Source organism: Pseudomonas sp. P9_35, from assembly GCF_034008205.1.
GTDB classification, from domain to species: Bacteria; Pseudomonadota; Gammaproteobacteria; order Pseudomonadales; family Pseudomonadaceae; genus Aquipseudomonas; species Aquipseudomonas kilonensis.
Window position 1 is genome coordinate 2945527 of sequence record NZ_CP125373.1, and the last position, 15331, is coordinate 2960857.

The window sequence follows — 15331 nt, forward strand, 5'->3', positions numbered from 1 at the left end:
AAAAAGGGGCAACGGTGATGGCGGGGCGACGGGACGAGCCGCTCACAGGTCGGCCTCGTCCAGTTCGGCCATCAGCGCTTGCATTTCGTCATCGGACAGGCCCGAGGCGCTGAACTCGGTGCTGTCGGCTTGCGGCTCGGCGGCGCTCGGCGCCAGCGGTTGCGCGACCTCGGCCATGGCCGCGATGGTCTGGCGTTCGAAGACTTGCTTGGCCGACAGCGCGATGCCTTGCTCGTGAGCCTGGGCCACCACTTGCAGGCTCAGGATCGAGTCGCCGCCGATGGCGAAAAAGTTGTCGGTGACGCTCACCGTCGAGAGCTTCAAGACCTTGGCGACGATGGCTTGCAGGGCGGTTTCCATGGCGTTGCGCGGCGCCACGTGGGCGCTTTCGTCGAACGAGTCGGGGTCGGGCAATTGGCGGGTGTCGAGCTTGCCGTTGGGCGTGCGCGGAAAGCTCGCCAGGGTCAGCACCAGGGTCGGCACCATGTATGACGGCAGGCGCTCGCCGAGGAAACGCTTGATCGCTTCCGAATCCGGTGCGTAGCCGTGGGCGGCCAGGATGTAGGCGAGCAGGCGCTTGCCGGCGGCGTGTTCCTGGACGATCACCGCGGCTTCGCGCACGTCGCTGTGGCTGCACAACTGGCGTTCGATTTCACCCAGCTCGATGCGGTAGCCGCGCACCTTGACCTGATGGTCCTTGCGCCCCAGGAACGCCAGGCGCCCGTCGGCCAACCAGCACGCCAGGTCGCCCGTACGGTAGGCGCGGGTGCCGTCGGCCAGGGTGACGAAGGCCTTGGCGGTTTCTTCGGGTTTGTGGCGATAGCCGCGGGCCAGGGTCGGGCCGGCGAGGACGATTTCCCCTGGCTCGCCGATGCCGCAGGCGCTGTCGAATTCGTTCAGCAGGCGCAGGTCCATGCCGGTGATGGGACGGCCTATGCTGACGTTGCGGTTGGGCTCCAGCACCTCATAGGTGGCCCAGACGGTGGCTTCGGTAGGACCGTATTCGTTCACCAGCCGGGCGTGGGGCAAGGTCTTGCTGTGTTGCGCGATCAGCGATGGCGGGCAGGCTTCACCGGCGACGATCCAGCAGGCGAGGCTGTCGGTGCCTGGGCTGCGCTGCAATTGATCGAGCAGGGCTTGGTACAGCGATGGCAGCGACAGACCGTGGCTGACCTGATGCTGGGCAATCAGTTGCGCCAGGCGGGACATTTCCAGCTCTTCCCCTGGGGCGGGCAAGACCAGGCGTCCGCCTTGGGCCAGGGTCCAGAAAATCCCGGCGACCGAGCTGTCGAAGGCGAACGACGACAGCAGCAGGTAGGCGCGCACCGGGGTGTCATAGGTGGTCATGCGCACCTGGGTCGAGAAGCTCAGTGCGCCGTGGCTGATTTCCACGGCTTTCGGCGCACCGGTAGAGCCCGAGGTGTAGATCAAGTAGGCGAGGTCGTTCGCGTCCGGCAACGGCAGCGCCGGCCAATCGCCAAGGTCCGGCGCTGCCAGGTCATCCAGCACGAAACGTTGCAGGTTGGCCGGCACGCTGTCGGCCAGTTCGGCGCTGACCACGATGTGGGCAATGGCGCTGTCGGCGAGCATGTAGGCGCGGCGGTCGGCTGGGTAGGTCGGGTCGATTGGTACGTAGGCGCCACCGGCTTTCAACACGGCGAGCATGGCGACAATGGCCGCGTTGCTGCGGGCGAACAGGATGCCGACGGGCACGCCAGGACCGATCCCGGCGGCGACCAGTCGATGGGCCAATTGCGTGGCGCAGGCGTCGAGGCGGCTGTAGCTCAGGTCACCGTCCTGGTCGCTGAGGGCGATGGCGTCCGGTTGCTGGCGAACCTGGCGGGCAATCAATTCCACCAGCGTCACCGGTTCGACGGCCGGCACGCTCGTGCTGGTGCCGATCAACTGCGATTGCAGCGTTCCACCCAGGGGCAGTTGGGCCCAGGCCCGTTGCGGTTCCGCCACGGCGCCTTGCAGCAGTTGCAGCCATTGCTCGGCGAGGCAGCCGGCGGCTTCGGCGCTGAGGAGGTGGCGGTCGTAAACCAGCTGCGCGTGCAGGCTGTCGGGCAACTGGCGTACGTTCAGGCACGCCTTCAGCGGGTTCATCACCGCGCTGGCATGGCGCTCCAGGGCATCGCCCGAGCGCCAGGCAAAGGCATAGCCGGCGTTGAGGTGGCCGGTGTAATAGTCTTGCCAGCCGACTGCCCGTTCCAGGGTGGCGGCCACTTGCGAGCTTTGCTCCAGCAGGGTTGCCTGGGCATCCAGTTCGATGCTCACGGGCAGGCACTGCTCGAACAGGCCCAGGGTGCTTTCCAGTTCCGCGCCGCGACTTTCATGGATCAGGGTGAGCGGCACCTGTTGCTGGCCGGCCAATCGTCCCAGTACCGCAGCCCACGCCGCCAGCAGCAGCTCCGGGGTCAGGGTCGGGTGACGGGCGAGGGCGCTCGGCAGGCTCAGGTCCAGTCGGGTCGGCGCGAACCCGCCATCGAGGGCCACTTCGAGCGGCAGCTGCAAGGTGGCCTGTTCGGTTTCGCCCGAGGGTTTCCAGAAACTCACGCCCGGATGGTCCGGCGTGTCTTCAACCAGGCTCCAGCGCCATTCGGCGTAGTCGGCGTACTGCAAGGTCTCGGCCAGGTCCGTGGCGATGTCTTGCTGCAATGCACCGGCCAGCCACTTCAGGCTGGCGAGGTCGAAGTGGCTGCTGGCCGCCGCCAGGTCCAGGACCGCTTGTTCATCAGACAGGCGCACCAGGGTCACCCATAGTGGCGTCGTCCAATCGCGGGGCTGGTCGGCGAGCCGGGCCAGCGTGGCGTCCTGGTCGGCACGGCTGTGCTGGCGCAGGTCCTGGAGATTCACCGCCAGCGGAGCGGTTTCGTCGATCACCTGCACCGGGTGGCGCAGGCCGGGCACGGGCATCAGGCGCGTGCGCAGGATTTCACTGCCGGCCACCAGGGCTTGCAAGCGGTTGTTCAGTGCAGCGACGTCCAGCGGCTGTGACAGCGACCATTGCAAATGGCAGCTGAACGGGTGCTCCGCCGCGCCGTTGATGTGGGGGTAAACCGATGCCTGTTGCGGCGAAATACGAAAACCTTGAAGTCCGCTCATGTTCATCTCGACTGGAAAAGGGCTTGAGCCTGGATCACCGCACAGACGTCGGGGCTTGCTGGACACGTGTCAGGCAAGCCTCCTGCGAACGGCGGGTGGCCCCGTTGAATGTCAGACGGCAACGTCGCTCGACAGCAGGGCTTCAGCCATGCCGGTCATGATGGCGCGCTTGCCGGTAAAGGGTTCGCGACCGTGCACGGCGAGCATGTTGTCGATGAACAACACGTCCCCCTGTTGCCAACTGAACCGCACCAGCGAGTCGAGGTAGGCTGTACGCAGCGATTCCAGGACCTGCGGCTCGATGGGTTCGCCGTCGCCATAAAAGGTGTTGGTGGGCAGGTCGAGGTCGTTGAAGTTGCTTTGCAGCGAATCGCGGATTCGCTCAGGCAGGGTGCTGATGTGGAAGAACGTGGCGTGGTTGAACCAGACCTCTTCGCCGGTGCGCGGGTGGCGCACCACGGCCGGCCCGCGTTGGCGGGTGCGCAGGCGATTGTTGTCTTTCCACTCCACTTCGATGCCAACGCTGGCGCAGTAGGCCTCCACTTCGCCGCGGTCTTCGGACTGGAACACGGTCTGCCAGGGCAGGCCGAAACCGTCGCCGTAGTTGCGCACGTACAGCACGCCTTTTTCCCGGAACCGCGCTTCGATCTGCGGGCTGATCCTGGCCTTCACGGCGCGGGTCGAACCAATCGGTGTTTCACCACCGGTCTCGGACGGCAGTTGGCAATAGAAGAACAGCCGCAGTGGAAAGCGCGGCGAATAGGAGTGCTCGTTGTGGGGGAAAATCATCTGGTCGGCCGGGTAGTCGGTCGAGGTGTAGATGTTGCCGCCGACCCGTGTCCGGGGCGAGGCGCGGAACATGTATTCCAGAGCGCCGGGAGAGAGGGCGGCGATCACCTGGTCGAACTGCTCGACGGACGCGACGTTGAAGCCGCGAAACAGCAGGGCGCCGTACTGCAGCAGTTTCTGTTCCAGCGACTCGCGTTCCCGGGCGGCCCAGGCGATCAGGTCGACGCCACTGACCGCCGGTTCGATCACCAGGGGCAGGGCGTGGTCCGGGCTGAGCAGGCGCTCGGTGACCAACTGTTGTTCCGAGACGCTCATGGCTTTGCGACGCACGGCGCCAAGGGCGCGTGGCGATGGGGGCACGATAGACATAATTGGCATCCGACTCGGTTAAAGGGACAAGGAGCGACGTTTGGCTTGCATCATCTGGCTGCGACCGGCCAGCGCCTGTGACTGTTGTCGCTCACGGGCAAAGGCCTGGTCCCAGGTGTCGATGCGCTCGGCCAATGCCGGCAGCGGCTCGTCCAACAGGGTGTGTAGCTGTTCCAGCAGGCCCGTCCACAGGTGTTGCAGGCGCAGGGCACGCTGCTGGTCGAAGTATTCGCCGCGATACTTGAGGGTCGCGGCGAGGCCTTCGCTGCCGTGCACGAGGTCGAGCACCAGGTGGAAATCTCCCGGTGCCTGGGCCACGTCCAGCGCGGACAGTTGCGCGCCGGCGATGGCGGTCGGGGTCACCCGTGACGGTTGATAGTTGAGCTTGACCTGGAACAGCGGCGAGTGACCGGGGCGGCGTTGCGGCGCGAGGGCCGAGACCACCAGGTCGAAAGGCAGGCCTTGATGGGCATAGGCCAGGCGTGCCTCATCGCGAACCCGCTCAAGGAAACCGGCCAGGGTCGGTTCGCCACGCAAGTCGCAACGCAGGGTCAGCTGGTTGACGAAGAAGCCGATGACGTCGCTGTGCTCGGCCAGTGGCCGGCCGCTGACGTCGGTGCCCAACAGGAATTGCTGCTGGCCGCCCAGTTGCTTGAGCACCAGTTGGTAGCTGGCCTGCAACAGCATGAACAAGGTCATGCCTTGCTCGCGGGCCAACTCAGCCAAGCGCTCGCAGCGGGCCTGGGGCACGCTGAAGTCCAGGCTGTGTTCGCCCGGGGCCTGGCCGTTGCCACCGAGTTCCAAGGTTTGCGGCATGTCGGCCAGGTGTCCGCGCCAGAAGTCCTGCTCGGTGGCGATCCGTTGTTCGCTCCAGTACCGGGCTTCCCATTGGGCGAAATCGAGGTATTGCCCCGGCAGCCCCACGTCCGTCGAGCCAGCCAGTTCCGCCAGCAGCACTTGCGCCGAACGCCCATCGAAGGCGATGTGGTGCAGGGTCAGCAGCAGGTCATGCTGTTGCTCATGTCGGCTAAGCAACTGCGCTCGCAGCAGCGGGCCGGCTTGTAAATCGACAGGGGTGGCGTGCTCGTGGGCCAGGTGCTCGCTCAGCGCCCGCTGTTGCTGCGCTTCATTCTGTTCACGCAGATCATGATGGATCAGTGCTACCGCTGTGGCCGGCAACACCTGTTGCTGCGGGCCATCGACACCGTCGCGGTACACCGTGCGCAACACGCCATGCCGCTCGACCAGCGTGTTCAAGCGCAGGGCCAGCGTCTCGATGTCCAACGGCCCTTGCAGGCGCAGATGCAGCACTAGGTTGTGGCGGGTGTCGTCCGGGTTCAGTTGGCGCAGGAACCACAGGCGACGCTGGGCGAACGACTGATGGCCCTGGCTGAGATTAGCCTGCTCGGTCGAGGCTTCGGCCGTGGGCGCCGGTTCATTCAGGAAACCTTGCAGGGCCAGCGCCCATTGCCCGAGGGTGGTGTCCCCGAACAGGCTTTGGGTATCGAGGTTCCAGCCCTGGTCCCGGTGCAGGCGCGCAGCAAAGTCGGCCACGCCGATGGAGTCCAGGCCCTGGCCGATCAAGCTGCGTTCGAAGTGGGCCGACAAATACGGGTTGACCGCGTGCAGCGTCTGTTCCAGCCATTGGCGGCAGGCGACCTGGGCCTGTTGCGGCGTTTCGGCCACCAGGTGCTTGAACTGGGCGAGGTCAAGGGTCTCTCCGTTCGAGGCATGCTGGCCACCGCTCTGGGCGATGATGCTCAACGTGCCCGCGGCCAGTTGTTTGCGTGCGCCTTGACGGGCGATCTTGCCGCTGGTGGTCATCGGGATGGTGCCGGCTTGCACCAGCACAATCTGGTCGATGCCGCAGTCGGCGGCTTCGCGCACGGCGTTTTGCATCGACGCGAACAGCGCCGGATGATGCGCCGGGTCGACGAACTTGCGCTGCGGCTCGGCGACGATCACCAGTTTCTCGCGGCCCAGGGCCGGGTCCATTTCCGAGAAGGCCGCGATGCGGCCGGTGCGGATGCCTGGCTCGGCGTCGGTAATGGCGAATTCGATGTCGTGGGGATAGAGGTTGCGTCCGTTGAGAATCAGCAGGTCCTTGAGGCGTCCGCAGATCACCACCTGGCCTTCGTGCATGAAACCCAGGTCGCCGGAGCGCAGGTAATGCTCCGATGAACCGACAATCCGTGCTTCAAAGGCTTCGCGAGTGGCCTCGGGGTTCTTCCAATAGGACTCGGCGTTGCTCGGGCCCTTGAGCCAGACTTCGCCGATGCGGTCTGCGGCGCAGCGCTCAAAGGTGTGCGGGTCGACGATGGCGATGCTATGCAGGGCTTGCGGGTAACCGCAGGCGACGAACTCCACGGCGGCGGCATCGGCCATCGCCAGGGCCACGCGACCGGTTTCCAGCACGGCCTTGTCCAAGCGCAGCACCACCGGCAGCGCATCGGCCGGCGTGGCGCTGACGCACAGGGTCGCTTCGGCCTGGCCGTAACCGGGGCTGATGGCCAACGGATTGAGGCCACACGCGGCAAAGCGCTGGGCGAACGCTTCCAGAGTGCCAGGATGGATCGGTTCGGCGCCGTTGATCGCGTGTTTCCAGGCGCTCAGGTCGAGCTGCGCGATCAGGTTGTCGCTGACCACTCGGTTGCACAGGGCATAGGCGAAGTTGGGGGCGAAACTGGCGGTGGCGCGGTAGCGACTCAGCGCCTGCAACCAGGTCGACGGCGCATTGACGAAGGTCTGGGACGCCATCAGGTAGCACGGCATGCCGCTGTAGAGCGGGGCCAGCATGCCGCCGATCAGGCCCATGTCGTGGTACAGCGGCAGCCAGTTGACCATGGCGCCGTGCTCATCGAACGCGTAGGCCTGGCGCATCAGCTCGACGTTGGCGATCAGGTTGCGTTGACGCACCTCGACGCCTTTTGGCGAGCCGGTAGAGCCCGAGGTGTATTGCAGGAAGGCCACGGTCGAACCGTCGATGACCGGGCGTTGCCACTGGCTGGCCGGTGGCGTGCCCAGGTCCTGGACGGTCAGCACATCGACGCGGCCCTCCACCAGTTCCAGCAAGCCTTCGCAATAGTCTGCCGGTGCAAGAATCAGCGCCGGTTCGGCATCCACCACCACGTTGCGGACGCGATCGAGGTGGCGCGGCTTGCGCGACGGCGGTGGAAACAACGGCACGGCAATCAGCCCCGCATAGAGGCAGGCGCAGAAGGCGCGGGCGTAGTCGAGGCTGCTGGGCAGCATCAACAGCACCCGATCACCCGGTGCATAACGCGCTTGCAGCGCGGCCGCCAGGGATTGGGATTGCTCGTGCAGTTGGGCAAAGGTCAGGGTTTCGCCGATCTCTACGCCGTCCGGCAGAAAATGCAGGGCGGCACGCTGAGGGAAGTGCTGGGCGTTGGCTTCCAGCACGTCGATCCAGTGTTCGAATGAAAACATGTGCAATTCACGCCATGGCCACGATGACTTTGCGGTCACCGGTGAAAGGATTGCGACCGTGTGCAACCAGTCGGTTGTCGAGCATCAGGATATCGCCGGGCTGCCAGGGGAAACTGATGGCAGTCTCGCGGTAGACCTCGCGCACGGTGTCGAGCATGTCGTCGGCAATCGGCGAACCGTCGCCGAAATAGACATGGCGCGGCAGGTTCTCTTCACCCACCGCCGCCAGCAGGCTGGCGCGTACGCTAGGTTCGATGGCCGAGACATGGAACAGGTGCGCCTGGTTGAACCAGACCCACTCTCCAGTCTCGGGATGCTGCTGCACGGCGGCGCAACGCTGGCGGGTGCGCAGGTCGCCATCGGCTTTCCATTCCCACTCGATGTCGTTGTCCTGGCAGTAGCGTTCGACCTGGGCGCGGTCCTGGGTGTTGAAGACTTTCTCCCAGGGCAGGTCCAGGGCGCCACTGTAGTTGCGCACGTAGAGCAACTCGCGGCTGGCGAACAGCTCGCGAATCTCGGCAGGCATGCGCTGGTAGATCAGGCGGCTATCGGCAATCGGGGTCTCGCCGCCGGTTTCACTGGCCTTGATGCAGTGGAACCAGATGCGCGAAGGCCAGGGACGGGTGTAGGCCTGTTCGTTGTGCAGCGGGATGAATTGATGGGCCGGATACTCGGTGGAGCTATAGACCCCGGCGAAGACTTTGCTGCGCGGTGTGGAGCCGAATTCGTAACTGGCCAGCGGTGCACCGAAGCTGGCAGCGAAGCGCTTGAAATCAATGGGCGTGGCGACGGTGAAACCGCGAAACAACACGCCGCCAACGGTACTCAGGAGATGGGCCAGGCTGTCGCGGATCGAAGTGTCCAGATCGTGGATCGACTGCCCCGATGTCCCCTGCACCAGCACGGGTAGCGACTGGGCGCTTGCATCCGTGGGCGCCATTGAAAAAAGCTCGGAACGCCCGTTCAGGTGTTCGATTGAGGTCATCCTTGTGCATCCTCTTTTGTCTTCTTCGACCAGTCACAAGACCATGAAAGCAGGGCAGCGGTCAGTGTTGTAGGACTTGTCTGTAATGTATGTAAGGCAATACAAGACGACATACTAGGTACAAATGAGATGGATTATCAATACTATTTATTTAAATTTTTTTTTGGATTAGACTCCGCTCCGCTGGCGCCAAGCAGCCTTCGGCCAGTTAAAAAAACCTAAAAATATCTGTCGCAGGGGAGCGGGGCGTGAATTTCAAAAAGAACACAATTGCGTTGGCTGTAGGGTCGGCCATCGGCCTGAGCAACGGCGCATGGGCGGCTGAAGAAACCGGCAAGATGGAGATCGCTCCGATCACCGTGACGGGTGAAAAAATCGACCGCACCCTCGAGAAGACCCAGTCCAGCGTCGTGGTCGTTACCGACAAGAACCTGCGTGAACACGGCGACAAGGACCTGGTGGATGTGTTTGCCCGCACGCCCGGCGTCTTTAGCCAGGCCGGCAATGAGAACTGGGGTATTCGTGGCGTGCCGGTGTCCGGTTTTGACGACCAGGGCCCGGCGACTCTCAACGGTGCGGTATCGGTGTATGTCGACGGCGCCGTGCAGCCAAACCGTGCGCTGACCCTCAGCCCGGTTCCGCTCTGGGATGCCGAGCAGGTCGAGGTTTTCCTTGGCCCGCAATCCACCACCCAGGGCCGTAACTCCCTGGCCGGTGCGGTGGTTATCCAGACCAAAAACCCAACCTTCGAACCGAGCTTCTCGGCGCAGACCAACGTGGGCAACTACGGTGAGCATGGTGCGGCCGTGGCGGGTGGCGGGGCCATTGTGGATGACAAGATCGCCGGCCGTATCGCCGTGGATTATTCCGACGGTGACGGCTACATCCGCAACACCACGCTCGATAAAGACGCCAACCCGCATCGCACCAGCAACGCCCGCGGTAAATTGCTGATCCTGCCCAATGACGACACTGACGTCTTGCTGACTTATGCCCATAACGAACATCGCCAGGGCGACCGCTCGACGATGCGCGGCACCGATGGCAAACCGAGCTATTACGACATCGCGTCCAACACCGAGGCCTTCGACAACCTCAAGCAGGACACCCTCAGCGCCAAGGTGGACTACCGGCTGAACGATGCCTGGTCGTTGACGAGCATGACTGCCAATACCAGTACGGACTACAGCGCCCGTCTGGACTTTGACCAGACAGCCGTGGACGACCAAGTCGTTTTGCGTAAACAGGATGGCAACCTGTTCAGTCAGGAACTGCGTTTGAATTACGCGTCCGACACCGTCAAGAGTTTCGTCGGTGCCTACTATGGGCGTAACACCAACGACTTCCATGACCGCTTGTTGTTCGATGGCGCGCTGTTCGGCACGGTCAAGGGCGATACCACGATCGAGAACAAGGCAGTGTTCGGTGAAGTCAACTGGACGTTCGCACCGCGCTGGACCTTGATCACCGGCCTGCGTTATGACCACGAGACGAACGACACCGACGTCGAGCAGGATGATTTCTCCGAGCCGGCCAAAGTCAGCAAGTCTTTTGATGCCGTACTGCCGAAACTCGGCATCGACTACGAACTGGCCACCGACCAATACCTCGGCTTCATGGTGCAGAAGGGCTATCGCGGTGGCGGCGTCAACCTGCGCTCCGGCAGCGGTCACCAGGCCTACGACCCGGAATACACCACCAACTACGAGTTGTCCTACCGCGGTTCGTTCTTCGACAAGACCCTGCGTACCCGCGCCAACCTGTACTACACGGATTGGAAAGACCAGCAGGTCAGTGTTCGGCGCAACGGCAGCAACTTCATTGATGTCTTCAACGCTGGTCGCAGTGATATCAAGGGACTGGAAGTTTTCGTCGAAAAAGACGTTACCGAACAGCTGACCTTGAACGTCGGCGGGGCCATCACCGATGGCAAATATAAGGACTTCGTTGCTGACAATGGTCAGGACAGGAGCGGCGAGTCACTACTTTACTCGCCTAAGTACAAGATGTCGGTGGGTGGTGTCTATCGCTTCGATGACCGTCTGATATTCGGCACGGACGTTGTCTACCAGAGCGCCGCGCCAACGGAATACGAGTTCGATGCCAGCGGCAAGGTCACCGGCGAGCGCCGGAGCGACAACTACGTGCTGGTGAACTTCAACACCGAGTACAAAGTCACCAAGAACGTCGCGGTGTCCGCCTACGTGAAGAACGCGTTCGACAAGGAATACGTCACCAACAACCGCAACGACACCATCATTGACGTCGGCGCACCGCGCACGGTGGGGATGATCCTGCGCTACGACATGTAACCCATGGGCGCGGGGAGGCAATCTCCCCGCGTCTGCTCTGCAACGTTTCGGATGTTTGTTTCCAGGCTGTTCGTTCCCTTCCAAACCCAGCCTCCATGGAGGAAATCATGAGTGCTTTTTCGAATGTCACAGCAGGTGGCGCGCAACAGCTACGCCTGTTGCACACCGGTCTGTCGAGTCCTTACTGTCTCGATTCGACGCCGTTGCTGGAACGTCAGCAACAGCAGGAGTCCAACGCCCGCAGTTACCCGCGACGCATTCCCCTGGTGCTTGAAAGGGCCCATGGCATTTATGTGCAGGACAGCCGAGGGCAAGTGTTCGTCGATTGCCTGGCCGGTGCCGGGACCCTGGCGCTGGGGCACAACCACCCGGTGATCATCGAAGCCATCACCCAGGTCATGGCGGCCGGTGTGCCGATGCATACCCTGGATCTCATGACCCCTGTGAAGGATGCATTCGTCCAAGAGATTTTCGCTTGCCTGCCCAGCGAGTTCGCTCGCCATGCACGCATCCAGTTCTGCGGCCCGAGCGGGGCCGATGCGGTCGAGGCCGCGCTCAAGTTGACCCGTACCGCCACCGGGCGGCATTCGGTCCTGGCGTTCGAAGGGGCCTATCACGGGATGACCCTGGGCACGCTGGCCATCAGCGGCAACCTGTCGCCGAAAAATGCCCTCGGCGCGCTGATGCCCGGCGTGCAGCGCCTGCCGTTTCCCCACGATTATCGTTGCCCGTTCGGGGTGGCCGGCGATCAGGCGGTCACCTTGAACGTGCGCTACCTGGAACACTTGCTCAACGACCCGGAAAGCGGGGTGACCGCACCGGCGGCAATGATCCTGGAGCCGATCCAGGGCGAGGGTGGGGTGATTGCCGCGCCGGACCGCTGGCTGCAGGAGTTGCGCCGGTTGACCCAGGCCCACGGCATTCCGCTGATCGTCGACGAGATCCAGTGCGGCATTGCCCGCAGTGGACGGATGTTCGGCTTCGAGCAATCGGGCATCACGCCGGATGTCATCACCCTGTCCAAAGCCATCGGCGGCGGGTTGCCGCTGTCGGTCATGGTCTACCATGAGTCGCTGGACGTCTGGCAGCCGGGTGCCCACGCCGGCACATTCCGCGGCAATCAACTGGCGATGGCGGCGGGTACTGCGACCTTGCGTTTTATTCGTGATCAAGGCCTGGTCCAGCACGCTGAAACGGTGGGCGCCCACCTGCAGAAACAATTGCAGGCGCTGCAAAACGAGTTCGCCTGGATCGGCGACGTGCGTGGACGCGGCCTGATGCTCGGCATGGAAATCGTCGACCCGCACGGCACCCCAGACGTACAGGGCCATCCGCCGGTGGACACCGCCCGGGCCAAGGCGTTTCAGCAGGCTTGCCTGAAGCACGGCTTGATCGTTGAACTGGGCGGACGCCACGGCGCGACCGTACGCTTCCTGCCGCCGCTGATCATCACCGAACAGGAAATCGATTTCGTCGCGAAAATCCTGTTCCAGGCTGCGAGCACAATCAACGAGCACCCCGCAGGCTGATCATCCAGGTCCGGACCAGCATCCGGACCCAACACCAAACCCTGTGGGAGCGAGCTTGCTCGCGAAGGCGCCGGCCCATCCAACATCACCACAAGCTGACCCACCGCTATCGCGAGCAAGCTCGCTCCCACAAGGGATTACGGGTGCCCACAGCATCCGGCCCCAACACCAAACCCTGTGGGAGCGAGCCTGCTCGCGAAGACGCCGGCCCATCCAACATCACCACAAGCTGACCCACCGCTATCGCGAGCAAGCTTGAACTGGTCAAGTAAATCCGGACACCAGTTACGGTGTTTATGCTGCTTTTTGCTCCATGGCTATTGGCGATAGGTAGTCGTTGTAGCTGTGGAGCCTGGTGCGGTTGTAGTACATGAAGAAGCGCACCATATCGGTTTGTGCTTCCTCGCTCGTGCTGTAACCGTTGCGAGGGACCCATTCTGACTTCAGGGTGCCGAAAAAACGTTCTGTTGGAGCATTGTCCCAGCACTGCCCGCGATGACTCATGCTTTGCAAAATGCCATTGCGCATCAACTCTTCTTGAAACTTGCGGCTGGTGTACTGACAGCCCTGATCCGAATGAAACATCAATCCAGGTGGGCATGTTCGAAGCTCTATCGCCATGCGTAACGCCTTGCTGACCAGGTTGGCGTCATTGACCAGCGAAAATGCCCAACCAATGACCCGGCGAGCAAACAAGTCGATCACGATGGCCAGATGAACCCAGCGTTTACCCACCATCAAGCTTGTAACGTCGCCACACCAGACCTGATTGACCACGGTCGGCTTGAAATTACGCTTGAGCAGATTGGGTGCGACAAATGCTTCAACTCCTTTGGACCTGAATGGATGAGGCTGGCGTTGTTTACTGACAATGTTGGCTTCCCTCATCAGTGTTCTAACAAGGCTTCTGCCGACCGCTATGTTTTGGGCCTTCAGATGCTTGCTGATCGTTCTGGACCCCATGGCTTCCCGGCTTTCGCTGTGCAGTTCAACCACCTTCCCCTTGAGTTCTTCGCGCTCGATCTTAGGCCGCGAGAGCCGCTGTAGCCATTCGTAAAAGCTGCTGCGCTTCACATCGAAAACGCGACACAGGATGGCGGTCGGGAATGACTCTCTTAGCTCCGCGATCATCGAAAACGATCGGGATCCGACATCAAGAGAGCGGTAGCCTTTTTTAAGATTTCGGCTTCCATTTCCATGCGTTTGATCTTGGCTTTCAGATCCTGAATCTGCCGTTGATCCTCAGTAATGGCCTTGGTGCCTTGAACTGGCTGACCTTTTTGTTCCTTGCGAACCTGGTCCACCCACCGTCGTAACGCGGTAGCACTGATGTCCAGCGACGCGCAGACTTCCTGTACTGAACAGTTGTCATCAATCACCATGCTGGCCGCACGATGTTTGAACTCGCGGGAAAAGACTCTTCTTTCTTTCATGGAACCTCCAAATTGGCGAAATCATATCGCCCTTAAGAGGTGTCCGGAATTATTAGGCCAGTTCAGCTCGCTCCCACAAGGGACTACGGGTGCCCACAGCATCCGGACTCAACACCAAACCCTGTGGGAGCGAGCTTGCTCGCGAAGGCGCCGGCACATCCAACATCACCACAAGCAGACCCACCGCTATCGCGAGCAAGCTCGCTCCCACAAGGGATTACGGCTGCCCGCAGCATCTGGACTCAGCACCAAACCCTGTGGGAGCGGGCTTGCTCGCGAAGGCGCCGGCCCATCCAACATCACCACAAGCAGACCCACCGCTATCGCGAGCAAGCTCGCTCCCACAAGGGATTACGGGTGCCCACAGCATCCGGACTCAACACCAAACCCTGTGGGAGCGAGCTTGCTCGCGAAGGCGCCGGCACATCCAACATCGATGCAAGCTGACCCACCGCTATCGCGAGCAGGCTCGCTCCCACAAGGGATTACGGGTGCCCATAGCATCCGGATTCAACACCAAACCCTGCAACAGTTGCTCAAGCACTGGCGTGAGTCAGCCCCGTCAAGGTGTCCGCGATGGCCTTCGTGCGTTGTGCGGTGCCTTCGGTGGTGCGGCTCGAGTCTTCCAGGGCATCGAGCATCTCGCGCAGGGCGCTGACGGCGACGGACTGGTCTTCGATCTGTTGGGCGACGCCTTGGATCTCCGTCGAGAGCAAGTCAATGTCCACGCCGATTTCCGCAGCATTTTTGCGGGTGATTTCCGCGAGCTTGCGGACCTCATCAGCCACCACCGCAAACCCTCTGCCCATCTCACCGGCACGCGCTGCTTCGATGGCGGCGTTGAGGGCCAACAGGTTGGTCTGTCCGGCGATTTGCTGGATGACCTGTACGATCGACTGAATGCGCAAGCTTGAACTGGCAAGCGCACGGGCGCCGACCACCGCTTCACCCGCTTGGGTGGCAAGCTGTTCGACGGTCGTACCGGCCTGCTCGGCGACGCTGTTTTGCCGGTCGATCGTGCCCGTGAGGTCATCCATCGACAAGTGCAGTTCGCCAGAGTAGTGCTTGATTTGCGTCGCCATCTGCGCCTGCTGCTGGCTGGCCTGGGCCAATACCTGCCCCAGATCGGTCAGGCCGTCGAACACCGGCAGGATGGTGTTGTCCAGGCCGCGAGTGTCCAAGGCACTGCTGAAATCATTCATCTTGAACGCCATGATCTGCTTGACCACGACATGGTTCAGGCCGGCCAGCTTCTTGATCTGGCGGCGCAGGAAAAACGCCTTGAACTCGCCATAGTGGGCGATGAAGTTGTCGACGTACTCATCGACAAAATTGGCGCCCTTGGTGACTCTGAAGAAGAAA

The 15331-nt window shown here is 62.3% G+C and carries 9 protein-coding genes; 2 read left to right on the forward strand and 7 right to left on the reverse strand.

Going from position 1 to position 15331, the window contains the following annotated elements; genetic code table 11:
* Positions 1-42: 42 nt before the first annotated feature.
* The 4 genes from QMK47_RS12885 to QMK47_RS12900 all read right to left on the reverse strand — a co-directional run bounded on the left by QMK47_RS12885 (position 43) and on the right by QMK47_RS12900 (position 8695).
* Entirely contained in the window at positions 43-3105 is a 3063-nt protein-coding gene (locus tag QMK47_RS12885; protein ID WP_320390323.1) for an amino acid adenylation domain-containing protein, read from the reverse strand.
* A gap of 111 nt (positions 3106-3216) precedes the next feature.
* Positions 3217-4263, reverse strand: a complete 1047-nt coding sequence (locus tag QMK47_RS12890; protein WP_253473885.1) for a TauD/TfdA family dioxygenase — start codon at positions 4261-4263, stop codon at positions 3217-3219.
* An 18-nt stretch (positions 4264-4281) separates the two neighbouring features.
* Positions 4282-7710: a condensation domain-containing protein gene (locus QMK47_RS12895; protein WP_320390324.1), complete on the reverse strand. Its 3429-nt coding sequence runs from the start codon at positions 7708-7710 to the stop codon at positions 4282-4284.
* Positions 7711-7717: 7 nt separating this feature from the next.
* Positions 7718-8695 (reverse strand): TauD/TfdA family dioxygenase, encoded by a 978-nt coding sequence (locus QMK47_RS12900; protein ID WP_214511846.1) that lies wholly within the window; start codon positions 8693-8695, stop codon positions 7718-7720.
* A 248-nt stretch (positions 8696-8943) separates the two neighbouring features.
* On the opposite strand from QMK47_RS12900, the gene QMK47_RS12905 reads away from it, so the two are divergent.
* Both QMK47_RS12905 and QMK47_RS12910 read left to right on the forward strand, forming a co-directional pair.
* Positions 8944-11007, forward strand: a complete 2064-nt coding sequence (locus QMK47_RS12905) for a TonB-dependent receptor (RefSeq protein ID WP_258690967.1) — start codon at positions 8944-8946, stop codon at positions 11005-11007.
* A gap of 107 nt (positions 11008-11114) precedes the next feature.
* Entirely contained in the window at positions 11115-12536 is a 1422-nt protein-coding gene (locus tag QMK47_RS12910) for a diaminobutyrate--2-oxoglutarate transaminase (protein WP_320390325.1), read from the forward strand.
* Positions 12537-12830: 294 nt separating this feature from the next.
* Here the strand turns inward: QMK47_RS12910 and QMK47_RS12915 are convergent, their stop codons facing one another.
* The 3 genes from QMK47_RS12915 to QMK47_RS28740 all read right to left on the reverse strand — a co-directional run bounded on the left by QMK47_RS12915 (position 12831) and on the right by QMK47_RS28740 (position 15183).
* The gene (locus tag QMK47_RS12915; RefSeq protein WP_253470111.1) at positions 12831-13667 is read right to left on the reverse strand and encodes an IS3 family transposase; all 837 of its coding nucleotides are present in this window, start codon (positions 13665-13667) and stop codon (positions 12831-12833) included.
* A complete protein-coding gene (locus QMK47_RS12920) occupies positions 13664-13969 on the reverse strand; it encodes a transposase (protein WP_038858942.1) in 306 nt (101 codons plus the stop codon). Before QMK47_RS12920 ends, QMK47_RS12915 begins: the two co-directional genes overlap by 4 nt.
* Before the next feature lie 536 nt (positions 13970-14505).
* Positions 14506-15183 carry a methyl-accepting chemotaxis protein gene (locus tag QMK47_RS28740; protein ID WP_371914685.1) on the reverse strand — a complete coding sequence of 226 codons (678 nt, stop codon included), beginning with the start codon at positions 15181-15183 and terminating at the stop codon, positions 14506-14508.
* Positions 15184-15331: the final 148 nt, after the last annotated feature.